22 protein-coding genes are annotated in these 22,872 nt (G+C 73.8%); 8 read left to right on the forward strand and 14 right to left on the reverse strand.

The features are described 5' to 3' along the window. Positions 1 to 31: 31 nt before the first annotated feature. Entirely contained in the window at positions 32 to 790 is a 759-nt protein-coding gene (locus ACFYXA_RS01800; RefSeq protein WP_352247222.1) for a hypothetical protein, read from the reverse strand. Positions 791 to 953: 163 nt separating this feature from the next. Continuing rightward, positions 954 to 3,095, reverse strand: a complete 2,142-nt coding sequence (locus tag ACFYXA_RS01805) for a PucR family transcriptional regulator (RefSeq protein WP_389027424.1) — start codon at positions 3,093 to 3,095, stop codon at positions 954 to 956. Positions 3,096 to 3,481: 386 nt separating this feature from the next. Here ACFYXA_RS01805 and ACFYXA_RS01810 point away from each other — a divergent pair, with 386 nt between their 5' ends. The 4 genes from ACFYXA_RS01810 to ACFYXA_RS01825 all read left to right on the forward strand — a co-directional run bounded on the left by ACFYXA_RS01810 (position 3,482) and on the right by ACFYXA_RS01825 (position 8,575). After that, complete coding sequence (locus ACFYXA_RS01810) at positions 3,482 to 4,372, forward strand: FAD binding domain-containing protein (protein WP_389027425.1); 891 nt, start codon at positions 3,482 to 3,484, stop codon at positions 4,370 to 4,372. Further along, positions 4,372 to 4,905, forward strand: coding sequence for a (2Fe-2S)-binding protein (locus ACFYXA_RS01815; RefSeq protein ID WP_389027427.1), 534 nt, complete (start codon positions 4,372 to 4,374; stop codon positions 4,903 to 4,905). The genes ACFYXA_RS01810 and ACFYXA_RS01815 overlap by 1 nt, the downstream gene beginning before the upstream one ends. 2 nt (positions 4,906 to 4,907) lie before the next feature. Then, positions 4,908 to 7,310, forward strand: a complete 2,403-nt coding sequence (locus ACFYXA_RS01820) for a xanthine dehydrogenase family protein molybdopterin-binding subunit (protein ID WP_389027429.1) — start codon at positions 4,908 to 4,910, stop codon at positions 7,308 to 7,310. Positions 7,311 to 7,423: 113 nt separating this feature from the next. Next, positions 7,424 to 8,575 (forward strand): XdhC family protein, encoded by a 1,152-nt coding sequence (locus ACFYXA_RS01825; protein WP_389027431.1) that lies wholly within the window; start codon positions 7,424 to 7,426, stop codon positions 8,573 to 8,575. On the opposite strand, the gene ACFYXA_RS01830 is transcribed toward ACFYXA_RS01825, so the two are convergent. The 3 genes from ACFYXA_RS01830 to ACFYXA_RS01840 all read right to left on the reverse strand — a co-directional run bounded on the left by ACFYXA_RS01830 (position 8,527) and on the right by ACFYXA_RS01840 (position 11,317). Next, the gene (locus ACFYXA_RS01830; RefSeq protein ID WP_389027433.1) at positions 8,527 to 9,870 is read right to left on the reverse strand and encodes a lanthionine synthetase LanC family protein; all 1,344 of its coding nucleotides are present in this window, start codon (positions 9,868 to 9,870) and stop codon (positions 8,527 to 8,529) included. The genes ACFYXA_RS01825 and ACFYXA_RS01830 overlap by 49 nt on opposite strands. 51 nt (positions 9,871 to 9,921) lie before the next feature. Then, a complete protein-coding gene (locus tag ACFYXA_RS01835) occupies positions 9,922 to 10,374 on the reverse strand; it encodes an SRPBCC family protein (RefSeq protein ID WP_389028990.1) in 453 nt (150 codons plus the stop codon). Positions 10,375 to 10,528: 154 nt separating this feature from the next. Next, positions 10,529 to 11,317 (reverse strand): polysaccharide deacetylase family protein, encoded by a 789-nt coding sequence (locus ACFYXA_RS01840; protein ID WP_352247215.1) that lies wholly within the window; start codon positions 11,315 to 11,317, stop codon positions 10,529 to 10,531. A gap of 107 nt (positions 11,318 to 11,424) precedes the next feature. Between ACFYXA_RS01840 and ACFYXA_RS01845 the strand changes: the two genes are divergently transcribed. After that, positions 11,425 to 11,994: a haloacid dehalogenase gene (locus ACFYXA_RS01845; protein ID WP_389027435.1), complete on the forward strand. Its 570-nt coding sequence runs from the start codon at positions 11,425 to 11,427 to the stop codon at positions 11,992 to 11,994. Positions 11,995 to 12,060: 66 nt separating this feature from the next. On the opposite strand, the gene ACFYXA_RS01850 is transcribed toward ACFYXA_RS01845, so the two are convergent. Next, positions 12,061 to 12,363 carry a DUF3040 domain-containing protein gene (locus ACFYXA_RS01850; protein ID WP_352247213.1) on the reverse strand — a complete coding sequence of 101 codons (303 nt, stop codon included), beginning with the start codon at positions 12,361 to 12,363 and terminating at the stop codon, positions 12,061 to 12,063. 179 nt (positions 12,364 to 12,542) lie between these two features. Between ACFYXA_RS01850 and ACFYXA_RS01855 the strand changes: the two genes are divergently transcribed. Together ACFYXA_RS01855 and ACFYXA_RS01860 are read left to right on the forward strand one after the other, a co-directional pair. Continuing rightward, positions 12,543 to 13,847 carry a right-handed parallel beta-helix repeat-containing protein gene (locus ACFYXA_RS01855; protein ID WP_389027436.1) on the forward strand — a complete coding sequence of 435 codons (1,305 nt, stop codon included), beginning with the start codon at positions 12,543 to 12,545 and terminating at the stop codon, positions 13,845 to 13,847. Positions 13,848 to 13,891: 44 nt separating this feature from the next. Beyond that, positions 13,892 to 14,920: a methyltransferase gene (locus ACFYXA_RS01860; RefSeq protein WP_352247211.1), complete on the forward strand. Its 1,029-nt coding sequence runs from the start codon at positions 13,892 to 13,894 to the stop codon at positions 14,918 to 14,920. A gap of 73 nt (positions 14,921 to 14,993) precedes the next feature. Here the strand turns inward: ACFYXA_RS01860 and ACFYXA_RS01865 are convergent, their stop codons facing one another. From ACFYXA_RS01865 to ACFYXA_RS01900, 8 genes are all read right to left on the reverse strand, one after another. Then, entirely contained in the window at positions 14,994 to 15,326 is a 333-nt protein-coding gene (locus ACFYXA_RS01865; RefSeq protein ID WP_130437928.1) for a TcmI family type II polyketide cyclase, read from the reverse strand. Positions 15,327 to 15,367: 41 nt separating this feature from the next. Further along, positions 15,368 to 15,847 carry an SRPBCC family protein gene (locus ACFYXA_RS01870; RefSeq protein WP_389027439.1) on the reverse strand — a complete coding sequence of 160 codons (480 nt, stop codon included), beginning with the start codon at positions 15,845 to 15,847 and terminating at the stop codon, positions 15,368 to 15,370. Position 15,848: 1 nt separating this feature from the next. Continuing rightward, complete coding sequence (locus ACFYXA_RS01875; RefSeq protein ID WP_130437926.1) at positions 15,849 to 16,106, reverse strand: acyl carrier protein; 258 nt, start codon at positions 16,104 to 16,106, stop codon at positions 15,849 to 15,851. After that, entirely contained in the window at positions 16,103 to 17,389 is a 1,287-nt protein-coding gene (locus tag ACFYXA_RS01880) for a beta-ketoacyl synthase N-terminal-like domain-containing protein (RefSeq protein WP_389027441.1), read from the reverse strand. Before ACFYXA_RS01880 ends, ACFYXA_RS01875 begins: the two co-directional genes overlap by 4 nt. After that, on the reverse strand, positions 17,386 to 18,654 hold the full coding sequence (locus ACFYXA_RS01885) for a beta-ketoacyl synthase (RefSeq protein ID WP_130437924.1): 1,269 nt from the start codon (positions 18,652 to 18,654) through the stop codon (positions 17,386 to 17,388). Before ACFYXA_RS01885 ends, ACFYXA_RS01880 begins: the two co-directional genes overlap by 4 nt. After that, positions 18,651 to 19,100, reverse strand: coding sequence for a cupin domain-containing protein (locus tag ACFYXA_RS01890; protein ID WP_242620716.1), 450 nt, complete (start codon positions 19,098 to 19,100; stop codon positions 18,651 to 18,653). The genes ACFYXA_RS01885 and ACFYXA_RS01890 overlap by 4 nt, the downstream gene beginning before the upstream one ends. Positions 19,101 to 19,161: 61 nt before the next feature. Further along, entirely contained in the window at positions 19,162 to 20,319 is a 1,158-nt protein-coding gene (locus ACFYXA_RS01895) for a SchA/CurD-like domain-containing protein (RefSeq protein ID WP_356679143.1), read from the reverse strand. A gap of 248 nt (positions 20,320 to 20,567) precedes the next feature. Beyond that, the gene (locus ACFYXA_RS01900; protein WP_389027444.1) at positions 20,568 to 22,244 is read right to left on the reverse strand and encodes an FAD-dependent oxidoreductase; all 1,677 of its coding nucleotides are present in this window, start codon (positions 22,242 to 22,244) and stop codon (positions 20,568 to 20,570) included. A 350-nt stretch (positions 22,245 to 22,594) separates the two neighbouring features. On the opposite strand from ACFYXA_RS01900, the gene ACFYXA_RS01905 reads away from it, so the two are divergent. After that, entirely contained in the window at positions 22,595 to 22,870 is a 276-nt protein-coding gene (locus ACFYXA_RS01905; RefSeq protein ID WP_389027446.1) for a hypothetical protein, read from the forward strand. The last annotated feature ends 2 nt before the right edge of the window (positions 22,871 to 22,872 follow it).

A 22,872-nucleotide genomic window follows, 5' to 3' on the forward strand; every position in this document is an offset into this window, starting at 1 on the left:
CAAGCGCCGGACGGGCTGGGGGTGGGCGGCGTCACGCCGTTGCCGCCGGTGGGGTCAGGTGGCGGGTCAGCCAGGTGGGGACTCCTCCGAGGAGGCGGTGCAGGCGGCGGGCCTCCTCTCGGAGGCGGGACGCCTCGGGTTCCGTCTCCGCGTCCGCCAGGGACGCCAGCGCCGGCGCCGTGCCCACGAGGTAGCCCAGCTCCTCCCTGATCCGCAGCGATTCGGCGAACCCCCGCCGCGCCTCCGCCAGTTCACCGTCCCGCAGCGCCAGACCCGCCAGGTGCCGCCAGGTGAACGACAGCAGCAGCGTGTCCGAGTGCTCCGCCGCGGCCGTGTGGGCCCGCCGGTACGCGGCCCGCGCCGCCTGCGGGGCACGGGTCAGGTTCTCCGCGAGCAGCCCCCGCCGGAAGTCCAGCAGCGCTCGGCCCGGCGCCCCCGGCGGGATCAGCGCGGCGGCCCGGCCGAGCGCGGCACGCGCCTCGTCGACCCGGTCACGCACCCGGTGCACCGTCGCCGCGTACGCCAAGTGCCCCCGTTCACAAGCCGCCGCCCCTCGTTCCTCGTCGCTGTGGGCGAGCGCCTCCGCCGTACGCAGCGCGTCCTCCGCCTCCTGCCAGCCCTGCTCGGTGTAGAGACACCGTTCGACCAGCAGCGCGGCCCGCTGCAGCGACCCCGCCGCGGTCCCGGCCGGGAGGAGGGCCGCGGCGTCGGCCCAGCAGGCGCGTGAGCGCAGCCGCCATACCGCGGTCTGGAGCGGATCGTCGCCGGCGGTCGTTCCGTTGCCAGACATGGCGGAGTGCGCCACGTTGCCCTCCCCGAGCACGCCATCGAGCTATGAGTGGTGGCGGCATCTCAGCACGGATCGCGGGGCCGGGCCAAGGGGGCGGGTGAAGGATTTCACAAAGTCGTGGGATCCCCGGCCGTCGGCGTTTCGGCCGGCGCACGCCGATTCGTCAGCTCATCCGCAGCGCCAGGAAGAAGTCCAGCTTGTCCTCCAGGCGCGACAGGTCACGACCCGTCAACTGCTCGATCCGGCCGACGCGGTAGCGCAGCGTGTTGACGTGCAGGTGCAGTCGGGACGCGCACCGGGTCCACGAGCCGTCGCAGTCCAGGAACGCCTCCAGCGTCGGGATCAGCTCGGCGCGGTGCCGGCGGTCGTAGTCGCGCAGGGGGTCCAGCAGACGGGCGGTGAACGCGCGGCGTACGTCGTCCGGGACGAACGGCAGCAGCAGCACGTGCGAGGCCAGCTCCTGGTGTCCCGCCGCGCACACCCGGCCGGGACGGGCCGCCGCCACCCGGCGTGCGTGCCGCGCCTCCTCCAGCGCGCCCCGCAGCCCCTCCGCCGAGTGCACCGCCGCGCTGACGCCCAGCGTGATCCGGCCGTCGTCGCCCAGCCCCGCCGACAGCGGCTCCCGTACGGCGGCGAGGAGCGCGTCGGCGATGACGCCGGTCTCCGTGCCGTCGTGCTCCGCGGCGACCGCCGGGAGCGGGACGAGGGCGACGGCCTCGCCGCCGGTGTGCGCGACGGCGATGCGGTCGGACGGCTCGGGGCCGGTGGCGTGCGGGTCGACGAGGATCTCCTCCAGCAGCGCCTGCGCCACCGGACCGCCCGCGACGTCCCCACCCGGGGCAGAGCCTCCGGCGACGGTCGCGCCCGACGTCTGCGAGGCGCCCGTGCCGCCCGTGCCGCCCGGGCGACGGCCGGCGGCGGGAGCGGCCGCCGAAGCCGCGCCCCGGCCCGAGCCACCCGCCGCCGGACCGCCCGAGTGCGTTCCGTCGACCCCGCCGGCCGGGACGCCCGCGCCGCTCCACTCGACCTGGGCCACCACCACCTGCCAGTGCGGGGCCGCGCCCAGCCCCGGGAGCAGCACCGGGGCCGCCACCCGCAGCCGGGCCGCGATCTCGGCGGGCGCGGCGCCCGTCTGCACCAGCTCCAGCACCTCCTGCGCCAGCCGGCGGCGCACCGTGCGCGCCGCGTCCCGGCGGTCGCGCTCGACCGCGATCAGCTGGGTCACGCCCTGGAGCAGGTCGAGGCGCTCCTCCGCCCAGTCCCCGGCGTCCGCCTCGACGGCCAGCAGCCAGTCCGACAGCGCGGTCTCGCGCACGTCCCCCTGTGCCTGGGCGCTGTGCCCGGACTGCGGCGGGCGGCCGGCGGTGCGGATCGGGAAGAGCGAGTACGTCGTCTGGCCGACGATGACCCGGTGCGGGCCGCGACGGCCTGTGCGGACGGCCGCCAGATGCTCACCGGCGAGCCGCGCGCACACCTCGGCCGACGGCACGGCCCCCGTCCCGGCCCCCGACGACGCCCCCCGGTCACCCACCGCGGAACCGCTCAAGGCCGCCGAGGCGGACGAGGACGCGGAACCGGCCACGACAGAGGAACCCCCGCTCAAGGCCCCAGAACCGGCCACGACCCCGGGACCGCTCACGGCCGCGGAACCGGCCACGACCCCGGGACCGCTCACGGCCGCGGAACCGGCCCCCCTGACCGGCCCGGCCCCCGAACCGCCGCCGGCCTCGCCCGCCGGGCCGCCGCTGCGAACCGCCGCACCGCCCCCGCCCTTCGCCCCAGCGATGAGCCGTCCCGTCGGCGAGAGCACCCAGGCGCGCAGGTCCAGGTCGGTGCCGAGCAGGTCCAGGACCACGTCCGGGCCGCCGCCCGCCGGACCGGAGGTCATCATCCGGCGGTGCCGGTCGACGACGGCCGCGAGGTCCCCGGCCCGCTCCCCGGACACCTGCCGCACCACGTGCTCGGTGATCGTCGCGAACGCCACCGACTCGTGCACCGCGAACAGCGGCAGGCGGTGCCGGGCGCAGGCCACCACCAGGTCCTCGGGGACGTCGCCCAGCTCCGCCGTGCCCGCCGCCAGCGCGGCCACGCCGGCCTGCACCAGGATCCGCACGAAAGGATCGGAGTCGGCGGCGTCCCGGCGCCAGGCCAGACCGGACAGCACCAGCTCACCACCGGAGAGGTAGCGGCTGGGGTCGCGCAGGTCGGTGGTCATCACACCGCGCACCGTGCGGTCCAGCTCGGCCTCGCCGCCGAGCAGCCTGAGGCCCAGGGCGTCGGTGTCCAGCAGTGCGCGCAGCCGCATTCTCGTCGCCGCCGTTCCTTGTCTCGAAAACCACGATGGAAAACACAATGGAAAACACGATGGAAGGCAGATGGATCGCGCCGGATCCGAAAGGATCATCGACGAGAGTCTGTGTCCCAGGTCACACAGTGTGTGTCGTACGTTTCCATCGGAAAGCCCCGAGGTTACGGAGGGCCTCCGTTCATACGAATCTACAAGATGACCTCCCTGGCCAGCGAACTCCTTCATGGTTTCGGTGACTGACCCGCTCGGCGTACGGCGCTGTGTACTGAGCCCACCCGGCGTGAACAGCACCTGTGCGAGCCGGGCCCGCCCGAGCGCGCAGTGGCTTGATCCGACCCATCCCGAGACTCCGTCCGATCCCGAGACGTGGAAGAGAGCCGGTCATGGACTTCCTTCGCCCCGCCGGCTGGGAGGAGGCGCTCGCCGCGAAGGCCGAGCACCCCGCCGCCGTGCCCATCGCCGGGGGCACCGACGTGATGGTCGAGCTCAACTTCGACCACCGGCGTCCCGAGCACCTCCTCGACCTCAGCCGCATCCCGGACCTGTACGAATGGGAGGTCGGCGAGGACAGCGTGCGGCTCGGCGCCTCCGTCCCGTACACCCGGATCATGGAGAACCTGCGCTCCGAGCTCCCCGGGCTTGCCCTCGCCTCCCACACCGTCGCCTCCCCGCAGATCCGCAACCGCGGCGGGGTCGGCGGCAACCTCGGCACCGCCTCCCCGGCCGGCGACGCCCACCCCGCCCTCCTCGCCGCCGGCGCCGAGGTCGAGGCCGTCTCGGTGCGCGGCACCCGCATGATCCCGATCGACGCCTTCTACACCGGCGTGAAGCGCAACGCGCTCGCCCCCGACGAGCTGATCCGCGCGGTGCACGTCCGCAAGGCCGACGGGCCGCAGCAGTTCTCCAAGGTCGGCACCCGCAACGCCATGGTCATCGCGGTCTGCGCGTTCGGCCTCGCCCTGCACCCGTCCTCACGCACCGTGCGCACCGGCATCGGCTCCGCCGCGCCGACCCCCGTCCGGGCCGAGACCGCCGAGGAGTTCCTGAACGCGGCGCTCGACGAGGGCGGCTTCTGGGACAACGGGAAGATCGTCCCCCCTGCCGTCGCCAAGCGGTTCGCCGACCTGTGCGCCGCCGCCTGCAACCCCATCGACGACGTACGGGGCACCGCGAGCTACCGCCGCCACGCCGTCGGCGTCATGGCCCGCCGCACGCTGACCTGGACCTGGGAGTCCTACCGCGGCGGTCGCCGCCCGAGCGAGGGAGCCGCCTGATGCGCGTCCACTTCACCGTCAACGGCCGTCCGCAGGAGGCCGACGACGTATGGGAGGGCGAGTCCCTGCTGTACGTGCTGCGCGAGCGGCTCGGGCTGCCCGGCTCCAAGAACGCCTGCGAGCAGGGCGAGTGCGGCTCGTGCACGGTCCGCCTCGACGGCGTCCCGGTCTGCGCGTGCCTCGTCGCCGCCGGCCAGGCCGAGGGCCGCGAGATCGTCACCGTCGAAGGGCTCGCGCGGTACGCCCGGCAGCGCGCGCACGGCGCGGACGCCGACGGCACCGCCGCCCACTCCGGGGACGAGACCGAACTCTCTCCCGTGCAGCAGGCGTTCATCGACGCCGGCGCCGTCCAGTGCGGCTTCTGCACGCCCGGCCTGCTGATCGCCGCCGACGAGATGCTGGAACGCGAACCCGACCCCTCCGACGCGGACATCCGCGAGGCGCTCTCGGGCAACCTGTGCCGCTGCACCGGCTACGAGAAGATCATGGACGCGGTCCGCCTCGCGGCCGCCCGGCAGCAGGAGGCGGGCTGACCATGCCTACCAACGGAGCCCCCGCCAGGATCACCCAGGGCACGCAGGCCAAGGGCGGCGTCGGCGAGTCCACGCTGCGCCCCGACGGCGTCCTCAAGGTCACCGGAGAGTTCGCGTACTCCTCCGACCTGTGGCACGAGGACATGCTGTGGGGCCAGATCCTGCGCTCCACCGTCGCCCACGCCGAGATCGTCTCCCTCGACACCGCCGAGGCCCTCGCCACCCCGGGCGTGTACGCCGTGATGACGTACGACGACCTGCCCACCGAGGTGCGCCACTACGGCCTGGAGATCCAGGACACCCCGGTCCTCGCCCACGGCAAGGTCCGCCACCACGGCGAGCCGGTCGCCATCGTCGCCGCCGACCACCCGGAGACCGCCCGCCGCGCCGCCGCGAAGATCAAGGTCGAGTACCGCGAACTGCCCGTCGTCACCGACGAGGCTTCCGCGACCGCCCCCGACGCCGTCCTCGTCCACGAGAACCGCACCGACCACCACGTCAGCCACGTCCCCCATCCCAACATCGTCCACCGGCAGCCGATCGTCCGCGGCGACGCGGCGGCCGCCGCGCGCAGGGCCGACGTCGTGGTCCGCGGCGAGTACACCTTCGGCATGCAGGACCAGGCCTTCCTCGGCCCCGAGTCCGGGCTCGCCGTGCCCGAGGAGGACGGCGGCGTCCACCTCTACATCGCCACCCAGTGGCTGCACAGCGACCTCCGGCAGATGGCCCCCGTGCTGGGCCTCCCGCCGGAGAAGGTGCGGATGACGCTGGCCGGCGTCGGCGGCGCGTTCGGCGGGCGCGAGGACCTGTCGATGCAGATCCACGCCTGCCTGCTCGCCCTGCGCACCGGCAAACCCGTCAAGATCGTCTACAACCGGTTCGAGTCGTTCTTCGGGCACGTCCACCGCCACCCCGCCAAGCTGTCCTACGAGCACGGCGCCACCCGCGACGGCAAGCTCACCCACGTCAAGTGCCGCATCGTCCTCGACGGCGGCGCGTACGCCTCCGCCAGCCCGGCCGTCGTCGGGAACGCCTCCTCGCTCGGCGTCGGCCCGTACGTCGTCGACGACGTCGACATCGAGGCGATCGCCCTCTACACCAACAACCCGCCCTGCGGGGCGATGCGCGGCTTCGGCGCGGTCCAGGCCTGCTTCGCCTACGAGGCGCAGATGGACAAGCTGGCCAAGGAACTCGGCCTGGACCCGGTGGAGTTCCGGCAGCTGAACGCCATGGAACAGGGCTCGATCATGCCGACGGGCCAGCCGGTGGACTCTCCCGCCCCCGTCGCCGAACTCCTGCGCCGCGTCAAGGCGATGCCGATGCCGCCCGAGCGCCAGTGGGAGAGCAGCGAGGGCGCCGACGTACGGCAGCTGCCCGGCGGCCTGTCCAACACCACGCACGGCGAGGGCGTCGTCCGCGGGGTCGGCTACGCGGTCGGGATCAAGAACGTCGGCTTCTCCGAGGGCTTCGACGACTACTCGACGGCCCGGGTGCGCATGGAGGTGGTCGCCGGTGAGGCGGTCGCCAACGTGCACACGGCCATGGCCGAGGTCGGCCAGGGCGGAGTCACCGTCCACGCCCAGATCGCCCGCACCGAGCTGGGCGTCTCCCGGGTGACGATCGACCCGGCCGACACCCGGGTCGGCAGCGCCGGCTCCACCTCCGCCTCACGGCAGACGTACGTGACCGGCGGGGCCGTGAAGAACGCCTGCGAGCTGGTGCGCGAGAGGGTGCTGGAGATCGGGCGCCGCAAGTTCGGCGCCCACCACCCGGCCTGGGCCACCGCCGAACTCCTCCTGGAGGGCGGCAAGGTCGTCACCGACGGCGGCGAGGCCCTCGCCGACCTGGTGGACGTGCTCGGCGAGGAGGCCGTCGAGGTCGAACGGGAGTGGCGGCACCGGCCCACCGAGCCGTTCGACCCGCGCACCGGCCAGGGCAACGGGCACGTCCAGTACTCCTTCGCCGCGCACCGCGCCGTCGTCGAGGTCGACACCGAGCTGGGCATGGTGAAGGTCGTCGAGCTGGCCTGCGCCCAGGACGTCGGCAAGGCCCTCAACCCGCTGTCCGTGCTGGGCCAGATCCAGGGCGGCACCGCCCAGGGCCTCGGTATCGCCGTCATGGAGGAGATCGTCGTCGACCCGAAGACCGCGAAGGTGCGCAACCCCTCCTTCACGGACTACCTGATCCCCACCATCCTCGACACCCCGACCATCCCCGTCGACGTCCTCGAACTCGCCGACACCCGCGCCCCGTACGGCCTGCGCGGCATCGGCGAGGCCCCCACCCTGTCCTCGACCCCGGCGGTCCTCGCGGCCGTCCGGGACGCGACGGGCCTGGAACTGAACCGGACACCCGTCCGCCCCGAACACCTCACGGGCACGGCACAGGAACAGCACCCCCGCTGAGCGTGCGCTCCCGCGGGTCACCGCGCCCGCGCACGATCGGTGGCCGTCCGGGCGTGCACCGGCCGTCCGTGCGGGAACCCGTCCCAGGAGCGCACAGCAAGGAGACGCCAGAGATGCTGGACATCGCCGAGGAACTCGACCGGTGGGTCGGGCAGGGCCGCGACTTCGCCGTCGCCACCGTGGTCGCCGTCAACGGAAGCGCGCCCCGCCGGCCCGGCGCGGCCCTCGCGGTGGACGCCGACGGCACGGCGGTCGGCTCGGTCTCCGGCGGCTGCGTGGAGAGCGCCGTCTACGACCTGTGCCGGCAGGCCCTCCAGGACGGCGAACCCGTCCTCGAACGGTTCAGCCACAGCGACGACGACGCCTTCGCCATCGGCCTGACCTGCGGCGGAGTCATCGACGTCCTCGTCACCCCGGTACGGGCCGCCGACCCCGGCCGCCCGGTGGTCGCGGCCGCCCTCGCCGCCGCCGCGAGCGGCGCGACGGCGGCGCTCGCCCGGATCGTGTCCGGCCCGGCGGACCTCGTCGGACGAGCCCTGCTCGTCCGGCCCGACGGCTCCCACGAGGGCGGCTTCGGCGGCCACCCCGAACTGGACCGCACGGTCGCCGCCGAGGCCGGCGCCTTCCTCGAAGCGGGCCGCACCGGCGCCCTGGAGATCGGCGCGCAGGGCTCCCGCTGCGGGGCCCCGCTCACCGTCCTCGTCGAGTCCTCGGCCCCGCCGCCCCGCATGATCGTCTTCGGCGCGATCGACTTCGCGGCGGCGCTGGTGCGCGTAGGGAAGTTCCTCGGCTACCACGTCACCGTGTGCGACGCCCGCGCGGTCTTCGCGACCCGGGAGCGGTTCCCCGAGGCCGACGAGATCGCCGTCGAATGGCCGCACCGCTATCTGGAGCGCACCCGCGTGGACGGCCGCACCGTGCTGTGCGTCCTCACCCACGACGCCAAGTTCGACGTCCCGCTGCTCCGGCTGGCGCTGCGGCTGCCCGTCGCCTACGTCGGCGCCATGGGCTCCCGCCGCACCCACCTCGACCGCGCCGCCCGGCTGCGCGACGTGGGCGTCACCGAACTGGAGCTGGCGCGGCTGCGCTCACCCATCGGCCTCGACCTGGGCGCCCGCACGCCCGAGGAGACCGCGCTGTCCATCGCCGCGGAGATCGTCGCCGACCGGCGGGGCGGCAGCGGCGTCCCCCTGGCCGGCGCGCACACTCCCATCCATCACGACGGCGCGCCCGGGCCCGCCGGGCGGATCGGCTCCGTCGCCTGAACGCCCCCGGGCGGGCGCACCGCCGGCTGGTCCGGCCAGACGAACGCGTAGCCGGGGTCGCCCTTCCCGCTCACCCGGACGAAGCGCAGCAGCTCGCGCACGATGCCCGCGGCGCCCGCGGCCCAGCCCGTGGCCGGTTCCAGCACGCTCGGCGTGGCCCGGTGTTCGACGTTCGACCAGCGGGCCCCGTCCGTGTCGCGGGTGGCGCGGGCGACGAGGTCGGCCACCAGCACGTGCGCGAAGTCCGGGGCGTCGCCCTGCTCGGCCATCCGGTCGCAGGCCAGCGCCAGCACGCCCGCCGTGCCGCAGCAGCGGGCGTTGTTGTCCCAGAAGCCCGGTCGCAGCCGCCGGGGGAGACCTGAGTGCGTCACCGTGTGCCAGCAGCGGTCGGCGAGGTCCTGCCAGCCGGGCTCGGCCAGCACGTCCCGCAGCAGCCGGAAGACCTGCGCGTCACCCGTCGGGCCGTGGCACCAGCCGTAGCTGTGCCGCTCCACCAGGTCGGGCCGGTACTGCGGATCGGAGTGGGCGACCAGGAAGCCGTCCGAGCCGGCCTCGTCACGGGCCGTCACGTTCGCGGCCCCGGCCCGCGCCAGCGCCAGGAAGTCCGCGCGGCCGGCCGCCCCGCCGACGGCGGTCAGCGCGTACACGATGCCGAGCGCGCCGTGCGAGATGTGGTGGAACCGGGACACCAGGCCCGGGCGGTGCGCGTGCGCCCAGGTGACGCCCGCCTCCGTCTCCTCCGCCGTGCGCGTGTACGGCTCCAGCGCGAGGACGGCCAGTTCCTCGTCCCCCGTGGCGAGCGCGCCCAGGCCGATGCCCGCGTTGCCGCCCATCAGCTCGAACAGCTCGCCCCAGCGCGTCCCGTCGAAGCGGGAGCGCACCCGCTCCAGCGCCCGGTCGGCGGCGGCGCCGGCCGCGTCGTCGCCCAGCTCGCGCTGGACGGCCCGCAGGGCGAGCGCCATGCCGGTACGGCCGAAGTACAGGGAGTCGTCCTCGGCCTCCGCGGCGGCGACCGCGAGATGGCGCGCCGCGCGCAGGGCCGCGTCGCCGTAGGAGTCGTCCCCGAAGTGCCGCCGCGCCTCCAGCAGGGTGGGCACGATCCCGGCCGTCCCGCTGTACAGCTCCGCTTCGAGTGCCGCGTCCGAGGGCCGGGCGGGCCAGCCCAGCCCGCCGCCCTCCGTCTCCCGGGCCACCCCGAGCAGCCAGCGCAGCCCGTCCGCGGCCAGTGCCTCGACCTCGCCGAGCCCGCCGGACCTGTCCGCCGTGGGTGCCGCCTCTTCGTCCGCCGTCTTCATGTGCTCACCCTGTCATGGGCAACGGCCGCTGCCCAGAGGCTTGTTGGCAGGTCAGGGGCGGCGCAGGAGGTGGTTGGCGGCGCGGCCGAACAGGGTGCGGGCCGAGACCCGCAGCAGCGGGTCGAACAGGGACGGCAGGAAGCGCACCCGCAGTTCCTCGCGCCAGACGACCCGGGCGCGCCCGCCCGGCCCCGGCCGCACCTCGATCTCCGCCCACCCCAACACGATCCGGCCGCGTTTCTCCAGCCTGCACAGTCCCGGCCCGTCCCCGCCCGCGTCGGTGGTCGGCGGACGCCAGACGGTGACCTCCATACGGTCGTCGAAGACGAGCGGCCGCACCCCGGACCGGGCGACGAACACCGTGCCCTCGCGGGTCGGCCCGGGGGTGATCACGGTGACGCGCGTCAACGGGACCACGTCACCGTGCCGGGGCCACGCGGTGAGGCGGCGCCACGCCTCGTCGAGGCTGAGGGGCGCCGTGCGTTCCAACTGGAAGGTGACCACACGGTGATCGTAGGCAGTGCGAGCCGCCACGCGCAGACATCCCCGCCCGGTCACACGCTCGGCCTAGTCCGGGCTTTCCGCGCCGGCGCACGCGAAACGATTCTCCGCACGGGTGTGCGCGCGACCGGGCCGCGGGGGGCGTGCGCCGCCCGGGTCACCGGTAGACCTTCCCCGGCTCCGCCTTCCCGGGCGCGAGCAGCTGCGGCACCGTCACGAACACGTACCCCCGGTCCTTCAGCGCGTCGATGATCCCCGGCACCGCCGGCACGGTCCCCGCGTAGATGTCGTGCAGCAGGATGATCCCGTCCCGCTCGGCCTGGTCGAGGACGCGCCGCTTGATCAGCTCGGGGTCCTCCGTCGTGTAGTCCTTCGCGGTCACCGTCCACAGCACCTCCGCGATGCCCAGCTCACGGCATATCTCGTGCACGGTGTCGTTCGTACGGCCCTGCGGCGGACGCATCAGCGTGGGCCGCCGCCCGGTGAGGCGCTGTATCTCCGCGTTGGGGCGCTCCAGTTCGGCGCGTATCTCCTCGGGCGTGAGCTCCGTGAGGATCCGGTGGTCCCAGGTGTGGCTGGCGACCTCGTGCCCCTCGTCGGCCATGCGTCTGACGAGCTGCGGGTATGCGGTGATGTGCCGTTCGCCGAGCAGGAAGAACGTCGCCGGCACCTGTCTGTCCTTGAGGATGTCCAGCAGCCGTGCGGAGTTCTCGCTCGGGCCCGCGTCGAAGGTGAGCGCTATGCACTTCACCTCGCCGCAGTCGACCGGGCCGAGGCGGGCCGCCTGGGCGGTGGGCCCGCCGTGCGCGCGGACGGCGCTGGGCGCGGTGGTGTCGAGGCCGGCGCAGCCGGTCAGGGCGAGGGAGAGGCAGGCGGCGAGCGCCCCGAACCTGGCTGCGCGGAACCGGAGCGCCGTTTTCCGCGTCTTCTTGATCTGAGTTCGCATGGCGGGACTATACACAGTGCGTATAGCCTCTGACCTGCGGTGATGTGGGCTGCGTGTTTGGGGTGTGGATCAGTTGGCACCCGGGTGGGGTGACCACTCACAACGCCTTGAGCAGTGTTCGCCTCGTCCTCGTCGACCAGGACGGCATCCTCGTCGAGGGCGGCGACGGCGGTGACCCCGACCGGATCCGGCCCGTGCCCGGCGCCCGCGAGGCGCTCGACCTGCTGCGCTCCCGTGGTGTCCGCACCGGCGTGCTGACGCGCCGTCGGGGCGGGCCGTCCGAGGCGGACCGGCGTCGCGTGGACGAGCGGATCGACGAACTCCTCGGCCCGTTCGACGTCCGGGCGGTCCGCCCGCACGCCTCCGAACGCGACGGCGACCGCGGCGAGTCAGGGCCGGTGCTGTGGGCGGCGGGCAGGTCGTGCACGCCGCCCGAGCGGATCGCCGTCGTCGGCGCGAGCGCGGACTGCGTCGAGGCCGCGCGCGGGGCGGGCGCCCACGGCGTCCTCGTCCCCGGGCCGGGCGTGCGGCCCGAGGAGACCGCCGGTGCGGGGCATGTCGCGCCCGACCTGCTGACGGCTGTGCGCGGGCTGCTGTCCGGGCCGCCTCGCCAGCACGTCCTGGTGGACGAGCGCGCGATCGTGGCGGCCTACCGGCCGGTGGACGGGGCCGGTTGAGGTGTGCGGGGACGGGGGAGCGGTCGCGGGCGGGTGCGGCCGCCCGGAGGCCGGGTCCGGGGTTGGTCAGGTCTGCGCGCGCCGGTACGCCAGGCGGAACAGCGCGTACAGCGTGAGCGGCCACAGCGCCGCGAACGCCCAGATCACGGGCGGCTGCGCGGTGGTGACGCCGGTGACCATCAAGCCTATGGACACGGCGAGCAGCAGCGCGACCGTGAGGGGGTGGGGGGTGTAGGACGTCATCCGGGAGAGCCCGGGACGCCAGTGCAGGGTGCTCAGTCGTCTGTCGAGGCGGCGGTCGCGGCGCAGGGCCCGCTCCATCTCCGCCAGGATGCGTCGCTCGTCATCGGAAAGCCGGCCAGTCGCCACTGTTCCTCCATCACCCGGGCCGACACTGACCACTTCCAGGTGCCCGGCCTCAGGCCGAACTAACGGTGGCGCCGGTCACCGGTGGGGCGGCGCTCCCGTGGCGGTCGGCACTCGTGTGACACGCCATCGGATGGCCCATCCCGGCCTGCCCCGAGAAGGGCGGGCATATCGTCCCACATATGACGAAATGCCATGTTCTGTATCTGGCGTGCACCGCGGCGATCGTCGGCACCGGACTCGGCGCCGCCTCGCCCGCCGCGGGCCACACGACCCACGTGGTCCGTCCCGGGCAGTCGATCCAGAAGGCGGTGGACGCCGCCCGGCCCGGCGACACCGTCCAGCTCACCCGCGGCACCTTCAGGGAGAGCGTCAGGATCACCACCCCCGGCATCACCCTGCGCGGCGTCGGACGCGACACGGTGATCAAGCCGGCCCCGGTGAAGCCGGCCCCCGCCAAGCCCGCTCCGGCCAAGCCCGCTCCGGCCAAGCCCGCTCCCGCCAAGCCTGCTCCCGCCAAGCCCGCTCCGGCCAAGCCCGCTCCCGGCAAGCAGACCCCCGCCAAGCCGGCCAAGCCCGCCAAGCCGGCTCCCGGCAAGCAGACCCCCGCCAAGCCGGCCAAGCCCGCCAAGCCCGCTCCCGCCAAGCCCGCCAAACCGGCCAAGCCCGCCAAGCCGGTCGCGCCGAAGGCCGTCGCCACCTGTGCCGCGGCCGGCAACGGCATCTGCGTGGAGGGGACTTCGAAGAAGCCGCTCAAGGGCGTCACCGTCGCCTCCCTCAAGGTGAGCGGCTTCGCCAAGTCCGGCGTGTCGGCCGCGGCCACCGACGGGCTGACCGTGCGGAACGTGACTGCCGAGAAGAACGGCGTGTGGGGCATCGCCGAGGAGGGCTCCGTCCGCAGCGTCTACCGGCGCAACACCGCCCGGGGCAACGGCGACGCCGGCCTGTTCCTCGCCAACACCATCACCGCCGAGAAGGGCGCCTCGGACACCGGAGGGACCCTCGTCGAGCGCAACCGGCTGGAGGACAACCGGATCGGCGTCACGGTCCGGCGCCTGCGCAACCTCACCGTCGCGCGCAACCTCGTCATCGACAACTGCGCCGGCGTCTTCGTCGTCGGCGACGAGAACAAGCCGAAGACCGGCGCGCTGAGCGTGCGCGAGAACCGCGTCGAGCACAACAACAAGTCCTGCCCGAAGACCGCGCGCCTCGACGCCCTCCAGGGCTCCGGCATCGTGCTCACCGGCGCCGAGGACACCGAGGTGACCCAGAACCGGATCACCGGCCACGCAGGCACCTCCCCGCTGTCCGGCGGCATCGTCGTGTTCAAGAGCTTCGTGGGCGCCACCAGCGACCGCAACCGCGTCACCGGCAACACGCTGAGCGACAACTCCCCGGCCGACCTCGTCAACACCGACACCGCCGGCGTCGGGAACAAGTTCGAGAACAACTCCTGCCGCTCCTCCCGGCCCGCCGGCCTGTGCTGAGCACCGAGAGTCCGCAGGGTTCACAGAGAGAAGGAAGGCGGCACATGACGACCGCAGAGACTGCTCCACCGCCGTCCATGCGGCTGAGGGAGCTGGTGTTCGGGGCGGCCTGTGCCGCCGCCCTGCGCACCGCCGCCCGGCTGGGAGTCGCCGACGCCGTGGGCGACTCCCCGGTGTCCGTGGAGGACCTCGCCACCGCGGTGAAGACCGAACCCCAGCCGCTGCGGCGGCTGTTGCGGGCCCTGTCCTGCTACGGCGTCTTCGCCGAGCAGCCGGACGGAGCCTTCGCGCACACCGACATGTCCCGGCTGCTGCGCGAGGACGACCCGCACAGCCTGCGCTACATCACCCTGTGGTGCACCGAGCCGTGGACGTGGGACGCGTGGCCCCGGCTCGACGAGGCGGTCCGCACCGGCCGCAACGTCGTCGAGGACCTGTACGGCAAGGAGTTCTTCCAGTACCTCAACGAGGACGCCCCCGAGTCGGCCCTCGTCTTCAACCGCGCCATGACCACCTCCAGCGCCCAGTCCGCCCAGGACGTCGCCGACTTCCTGGATCTGTCGGGGAGTTCCTCCGTCGCCGACATCGGCGGCGGCCAGGGGCACGTGGTGGCCAGCCTGCTGGAGAAGTACCCGGCCCTGCACGGCACCCTGCTCGACCTGCCGCGCGTGGTGGAGAACGCCGACCCCCGGCTGCGCCCCGGCGGCGCGCTCGCCGAGCGGGTGAAGGTCGTCCCCGGCGACTGCCGGGTCGCCGTCCCGGTCCGGGCGGACGTCTACATCATCAAGAACATCCTGGAGTGGGACGACGAGAGCACCGCCCGCACCCTGCGCAACGTGCGCGAGGCGGGCGGCCCCGGGACCCGTGTCGTCGTCATCGAGAACCTCGTCGACGACACCCCCTCCATGCGGTTCAGCACCGCGATGGACCTGCTGCTGCTCCTCAACGTCGGCGGCGCGAAGCACACCACCGACAGCATGGTCCGCCGGCTGACCGCGGGCGGCCTCGTCGTCGAGGACATCCGCCCGGTCAACCCCTACCTGCACGCCTTCGACTGCACCGTCCCCGCCTGACCGCCCTGACACTGCGAAACGGTCGCCGGGCCCGCGGAACTCGCGGGCCCGGCGACCGGTGACGCGGCGGGGTTCAGGCGCGCCCGTCCCGCTCCCAGCGGTAGAAGCAGCGGGCCATCGCGTCCTTCGGCGAACGCCAGGTCGCCGGGTCGTACGCGCTGACGTACGCCTGGAGCCGATCGCTGATGCCCCGGAACTCGGGGTGACCGGCGACCTTGGCGATCGCCGGCCCGGGGTCCTGCTCGGACTCGATCAGGTGCAGGTACACGTCGCCGAACTCGAAGAGACTGCGCCGGGCGACGCCCACGAGGTGCGGCAGCTCCCCCCGGTCGGACTCCTCGAAGAGCTTGGCGATGTCGGGGGCCGAACCGGGAGCCATCTTGGCGACGATCAGGGCCTGGTGCATGGGCCTTCCTCCGTTGTGCTCGGTTTCCGCGCGTCTTCCGCTCAGTCGGACAGGTTCGGCACGGATCCGCGCTCCGCGGCGGCCTTCTCGATGCGGTCCCGGATCAGGGCCAGCTGGACCTTGGAGTTGCGGTTGATGTTGTCGGTCATCCAGTCGTCGTCGACCGGCGCCTCGGGCTTCATCGCGAAGTCCTGCGTCCACACCATCCGTACGCCGCCGGCGACCTCCTCGTACCGCCAGAGGATGTTCATGTACGCGAAGGGGCCCGTCTCGACCCGGCGGGCCTTCACGGTGAGCGTGTCGCGGTCCGCCTCCCGCTCCGAGACCCAGCTCCACACGGTGCCGTTCTCGTCGGGGTGCATGGTCAGCCGGAACGTCGTCTTCTTGCCCTCCGTGGAGAGGATCTCGGCGGAGGCGTACTCGCTGAACAGCCGCGGCCAGTTCGCCACGTCGTTGGTGATGTCCCAGACCAGGTCCAGCGGGGCGGCGATGGTGATCTCGTTCTGCGTGTGTCCGGGCATGTCAGGCTCCAGCCAGCAGGGCGCTGTTGACGAGGTCGAGGAACGCCTGCGGCGTCTTGCACCGTTCCGCGTCCGGGGGCATCTGGGTGCCGTAACGATTCTCCAGTTCGCCGACGATCCCGAGCAGACCGAGCGAGTCGACGCCGATGCTGTCGAAGCCGATGTCGGGCTGCTGGGCGAGCTCCGCGGCCGGGACGGTGACCCCGGCGCACTTCTTCATCAGCTCGGCCAGCTCTTCCACGGTGATGCGGTCGCTCATGCGGTTCCTCTCCTTTGCTTCCCGGCGCCCCGCTGCGAGGCGTCGGCGGCGCCGTGCCGCAGCACCAGCGCCGAGTTCGATCCCATGAGGCCCCGGCTGAGGACCAGTGCCGTGCGCAGCTCGGCGGCGCGGGCCCGGCCGGACACGAGGTCGAGGTCGTGGCAGACGTCGAAGACGTTCGGGGTGGGCGGGACCACGCCGTGCTCCATCGCGAGCACCGCCGCCGCCGCGTCCAGCACCGGCGCCGCGCAGTAGCCACGGCCGATGCCGGTCTTCGGCGCGGTGACCGGCACCCGCCGGCCGTGCGCGCCGAGCGCGTCGGTGATCGCCAGCGCCTCGGCCCGGTCCGCCTCCGGCACGCCCAGGGCGTCCGCGAAGACCACGTCGACCTCCTCCGGGGCGCGGCCGGCCTCGTCCAGGGCGCCCCGGATCGCCTGTGCGAGCCCCTCCCGGGACTCGGCCCAGCGGGACGGCCCGGTGAAGGTCGCCGTGTGCCCGGCGAGCACGGCCCGCACCCGCGCACCCCGCTCCACGGCCCAGTCCTCCTCCTCCACCACGAACATGGCGCCGCCCTCGGCGGGCACGAACCCGCAGGCCGACTCCGTGAACGGGCGGTAGGCGCGGGACGGATCGTCGGCGGTGCTCAACTCCTCGTAGCCGAGCTGGCACACCACCGAGTACGGGGCGAGCGGCGCCTCGGTGGCGCCGGCCACGATCACGTCGGTGCCGCGCCGCACCGCCCGCGCCGCGTGCGCCAGCGCGTCCAGACCGCCCGCCTCGTCGGCGGCGACCACCGAGCAGGGGCCCTTGAAGCCCCGGCGGATGGAGATCTGGCCGGTGCTGGCGGCGTAGAACCAGGCGATGGACTGGTACGGGCCGACGAACCGGCTTCCCTTTCCCCACAGTTGCTGCAGCTCCCGCTGGCCGAACTCGCCGCCGCCGGAGCCGGCCGCGGTGACCACGCCCACGGAGAACGGCTCGGCGTCGGTGTCGGCGTGGCCGAGGCGGGCGTCCTCCAGCGCCAGGTCCGCCGCGGCCAGCGCGAAGTGCGTGAACCGGTCGGTCTGGACGAGGAAGCGCTCCTCCACCGCCGTCGACGGCTCGAACGCGCGGATCTCGCCGGCCACCCGCAGCGGCAGATGCTCGCAGCCCTCGCGGGTGACCCGGTCGAGGACGCTGATGCCCTCCTGGGTGGACTTCCAGAAGGACTCGGTGCTGGTTCCGTTGGGCGCCACCACACCGATTCCGGTGACGGCGGCGCGCCGTGGACGGGGTTCGCTCATCGTGTCCTCTCCCTCGGCCGGGTCAGGATCACCGCGGACTGGAAGCCGCCGAACCCGCTGCCCACGGAGAGCACGCTGTTCAGCTTCCGCTCACGCGCGACCTTCGGGACGTAGTCCAGGTCGCACTCGGGGTCCGGCGTCTCGTAGTTGGCGGTCGGCGGCACCACCTGGCGGGCCAGCGCCAGCACACACGCGACGACCTCGATCGCCCCGATCGCGCCCAGCGAGTGACCCACCATCGACTTGATGGAGCTCATCGGCGTGTCGTAGGCGTGCGCGCCCAGGGAGCGCTTCACCGCGGCCGTCTCGTGCCGGTCGTTCTGCTTGGTGCCCGACCCGTGCGCGTTGACGTAGTCGATCGCCGTCGGGTCGAGCCGCGCGTGTTCGAGCGCGTCCTCGATGGCCCGGGCCATCTCCACGCCCTCCTTCGTCAGCCCGGTCATGTGGTAGGCGTTGCCGTACGTCGCGTAGCCGCCGAGCTCGCAGTACACGTGGGCCCCGCGGGCCCGGGCGTGCTCCAGCTCCTCCAGGACCAGGACCGCGCCCCCCTCGCCCATCACGAACCCGTCCCGGTCGGCGTCGAAGGGACGCGAGGCGTGGGCGGGGTCGTCGTTGTGCGGCGAGGTGGCCTTGATCGCGTCGAAGCAGGCCATCGTGATCGGGGAGATGGGGGAGTCCGACGCGCCCGCGACGCACACGTCGGCCCGGCCCTCCTCGATCGTGTGGAAGGCGTACCCGACGGCGTCGAGCCCGGAGGTGCAGCCCGTGGACACGGTCTGCACCGGACCCCGGGCCCCGAACCGCTCGGCGACCGTGGAGGCCAGGGTGCTGGGCGCGAACGCCCGGTGCAGATGCGGCTCCGCCTCCCGGTGGTCCACGTCCCAGCGCTGTCCGCCCTGGCTGACCAGCACGTAGTCGTGCTCCAGACGGGTGGTGCCGCCGACCGCGGTGCCCAGCGAGACCCCGACCCGCCACGGGTTCTCCCGGCCGAGGTCGAGACCCGCGTCGCGGATCGCCTCCTCGCCGGCGACCAGGGCGAACTGGATGTAGCGGTCGCACCGGGCGACCTGCTCCGCGTCCAGCCCGTGGGCCGCCGGGTCGAAGTCGCACTCGGCGGCGATCCGCGACCGCAGTCCGCTCGGGTCGAAGAAGGTGATGCCCCGCGTCGCGGTGCGGCCGTTGGAGAGCAGGTCCCAGAAGTTCGGTATGCCGATGCCGCCCGGCGCGACCACGCCTATCCCGGTGACCGCGACCCGCCGCGTCATGACCGGGCCCCGCGGCCGGCGGCCGGTCCGCCCGCGCCCTCCGCCGCGACGGGAACCCCGTCGGTGGCCTCGGTGTCGACATGGCCCAGCGGCGGTGTCGGGGCCAGCGGACCGAGGTGGAAGACGACACGCGCCTCCACCTTGCCGACGTTGCGGAACCGGTGCCGCATCCCGATGGGGATCATCAGCCCCTGCTCGGGCCGCAGCGGGTGGGGGTCGCCGTCCAGGTCGACCTCCAGCTGTCCGCAGACGACGTACACGAACTCCTCGGAGTACGGGTGGTAGTGCTCGCCGATGCGGTCGCCGGGCTGCACGATGGCCACGCCCATGAAGCCGCTGGTCGCGCCGACCGTGGCGGGCGTGAGCATGGCGCGCAGGTCGCCGCCGCGCCGGGTGTTCGGCTCGACCTCGCTGAGGTCCACGATTCTGGGACGGGAAGTGATCACGACGTTGCTCCGTTCGTGTGCTGTGTCGACTTGGGCGCCGTGGCCCCGGGGTGGCGACGGCTCAGGCGTCGGGGGAGCGGCGGTCGGTGACGAGTTCCATGCGGGCGAGGGCGAGGAGACGGTCCGCGGACCCGGCCCGCAGCGCGGAGGCGTCCGCGCCGAGGGCGGCGACGTCCAGCAGGTCCGTCAGCTCGGCCGTCCGGGCCGGGTCGGTGAGACCGAGGACCGTGCCGGCGTCGGCGTCGAGGCCCTCCTGCACGTCGACCAGCCGCACCACGACGTCGTCGCGCTGGAAGATCGTGCTGCGCAGCACCGGGCTGCGCGGGTCGTCCGCCGCGGCCTCGTCCCGCTGCGCGAGCAGCTCCGCCAGCCGCATCCCGGCGCCCTCCCGGGCCGGGTAGTACAGCGCGTGCCGGACGGCGCCCGCGGGCTCCTGGTCCGTCGTCACATGGTGGACGGCGGGCAGCGCGGCCCGGGTGAAGAAGACGCGGGCCGACTCGGGGTCGTCGAGGTCCCGGTCCTGCTCCAGATAGGGGTTGATGGCCTCCTCCACGGCCCGCACCTCGGGCTGCCGGGCCACGTGACGCAGCGCGGCGAGCAGGTCGCCGCGCACCTCGATGGCCCGCACCACCCGGTTGCCGTGCATGAACAGGGAGGTCCGCACCAGCCGCGTGGTGTCGTCGACGCGCGGGTTGGGCGGCGCGTAGTCGGCGAGGAGCTTGGCGACGGCCTTCTCGTTGCCGGGCTTGACGGTGAAGGTGAGCGCGTGCCGGATGACGCCGTCGCCGATGCGGGGCGAGGACTGCAGCCGGCGCCGGCCGGACTGGGCGCCCGCCGCCTCGCCGCCGGTCTCGCGCACCACGTGGAACCGCAGCGAGCGGGTGTCGCTGACGCAGTTGTGCAGCGGCCGCACCATCTCCACGTGCTCCTCGCTGTTCACCCAGGTGAGGAACGGCGGGGCGCTCTCCCACTCGCTGGTGATGAGCCACTGCGAGGGGTTCTCGATCGACTGGCACAGCTGGTCGCTGACGTGCCCGGGAACCGAGGCGACCTGGTTGCAGAGCTGCTCGTACGCCTCCAGGAACTGCTGCTGGGCTCCGTCGTAGACGTCCACCAGCAGGACGACCCGGAGCCGGGAGCCGTCGAACACGGACTGGGAGACATGTTGTGACACCTGTCGTGTCAGCGGTGGCGAGGCAGGCGCGGACGTCGTGGTCATCGGTGTGCACATCTCCTTCGGGAGAGGGGAAGGCGTACCTCGGCCGCTGAGCGTCGAGGTGAGCGTGCCTCGATCTTGGGCCGGTCCCCATCGGCGCGCGACTCGTGTGGAGCGCGCGGGTGACCGGCGTTCCCGGGAGACACCGGACGCGGGTGCGGCCGGACGGGCGCGGAAACGGCCGGGCCGTCACCCCCGGGAGGGGCGACGGCCCGGCCGTCGTGAGGCGCGCGGCGCGAGGTGAGAGCCCGTCAGGCCAGCGACATCACCTTGGTGAGGGCCTGGCGCAGCACCTTCTCCGCGTCCGGGGCGGGACCGGTCTCCCGCCAGGCGACGAAACCGTCCGGCCGCACCAGCACGGCGCCGCCCGGCTTGGTGCCGTGGTGCGTCCGCCAGTCGGCGCCGTCCTCCGGCGTCAGCTCGGCGTCCGGCCCCTCGCCCACCCGGTACGACGCGAGCGGCACCCGCAGCTGGTCCGCGAGGCGCGCGGCCGCCTCGTGCCACTCGTTCAGGTCACCCGCGTCGCTCAACAGGACCAGCGACCGCTCGTAGAGGTCGAGGGTGGAGATCCGCCGGCCCTCGTGCCGCACCCACAGGTGGGGCGCACGGGTGCCGGGCACCCCGGCCAGGGCGAGTTCGTCGGGGACGACCGGGGACTCCGGGTCGGTGCCGACGACCGCCCCCAGCGGATAGCGGTAGCCCAGCGCCACGTTGAGGATGCCGCGCTGCGGCCCGCTGCCCGCGCCCGGCGGCGGGGCGAAGCCCGGGTGGCTGTGCTCGACCGAACGGGCGGCGGCGCGGGCGCTGGTCGCCTCCGCCACCGGACGGCGTTCGAGGTCGTAGGTGTCCAGCAGCCCCTCGCCCGCCCAGCCGCCGAGCACCGCCGCCAGCTTCCAGGCGAGGTTGTGCGCGTCCTGGATGCCGGTGTTGGAGCCGAACGCCCCCGTCGGGGACATCTCGTGCGCCGAATCGCCCGCCAGGAAGACGCGCCCCGAGCGGTAGCCGCGGGCGACGCGCTGAGCCGCGTGCCAGGGCGCCCGGCCGGTGATCTCCACGTCGAGGTCCGGATCGCCGACCGCGCGGCGGATGTGCGCGATGCAGCGCTCGTCGGTGAAGTCCTCCAGCGTCTCCCCGGTCTCGGGGTGCCACGGGGCGTGGAACACCCAGTTCTCGCGGTTGTCGACGGGCAGCAGGGCGCCGTCGGCGTCCGGCGAGGTCAGGTAGCAGACGATGAAACGCCGGTCGCCCACGACGTCGGCGAGGCGGCGGGAGCGGAAGGTCATGCTGATGTTGTGGAAGAGGTCGCCGGGACCGCTCTGCCCGATGCCGAGCCGCTCCCGGACGGGGCTGCGCGGGCCGTCGGCGGCGACCAGGTACTGCGCGCGGACGGTGGAGTGCTCGCCGGTCCGACGGCTCTTGACCACCGCGGTCACGCCGTCGGCGTCGGCCTCGAAGGACATCAGCTCCGTGTGGTAGCGCAGGTCGCCGCCGAGGGCGCGGGCGTGCTCCAGCAGGACCGGCTCCAGGTCGTTCTGGCTGCACAGGCACCACGAGGCCGGGCTGAAGCGGGCCAGACCGCCGCCCGGGTCGATGTTCCTGAACAGCCACTCGCCGGCGTCGCCCACCAGCGTGGGCGTCTGAAGGATGCCGTGGTTGTGGGCCAGGGTCGCGGCGGCGGTGTGGATGTCGGCCTCGACGCCGGCCACCCGGAACAGTTCCATCGTGCGTACGTTGTTGCCGCGCCCGCGGGGGTGGATGGAGGTGCCGGCGTGACGCTCCACCAGGGTGTGCGGCACCCCCAGCCGGCCCAGGAACAGGGAGGTCGACAGCCCGACCAGGGAGCCGCCGACGATGAGGACGGGGACCTCGTGGACCTGGGGATCAGGTGGCTCGACCGTGGGATCGGGGTGCTCGGCTCTCGTGTTCATCACTCGCCTCCAGCGCGTCGTGTCCGCCGAGCCGGCCGGGGTGCGGCCGGGACCACCATGCATGCCCCGCCCGAAGTGGGGCGGACCGGGCTTCACCCGCATAACCCGGCCCGTTCACCGGGGCGGCGGGTTTCGTGCGGCCGGACAACCGTGCGGGGTGGGCGGCGGGTCGTGGCGCGGTGGGTGGTGCGGTGCGGCCGGGGCGGTGCTGGGAGCGGAGAAAGGGGATGACAGCGCGTGCCGCGGACGCCCTCGGGGCTCCGGTGGAACGCATCGGATGTCCGCCCGCCGCCCCGGATCTGGCGGTCGCAGGAAGCGGCGGGCGGAGGGAACTCCCCAGGAGGAGCACCATGACCCACGATGACACGCCCCGGGGACGCGGCTCCAGCGGGCGCGACGACACGGGCGCCGCCTTCGGCGCCGGCGCCGTCGGCTCGGGCCCCGTCCTGCAGTTGGCGCTGCCGCGGGCGGCGCGGACGGTGTCGGTGACGGGCACCGGCGGCCTCGTCCTGGCCATCGCCGAGGGCTGGTTCGCGGACAACACGGCCGGCCTGTGGGCCGTGGTCGTCCTGGTGATCGCCGGCATGGCGTACGACCTGGCGGACCGGGCGCTGCGCCGCCGCTGAAC

It is taken from the genome of Streptomyces sp. NPDC002566, assembly GCF_042889585.1.
In the GTDB taxonomy this organism is placed as follows: Bacteria; Actinomycetota; Actinomycetes; order Streptomycetales; family Streptomycetaceae; genus Streptomyces.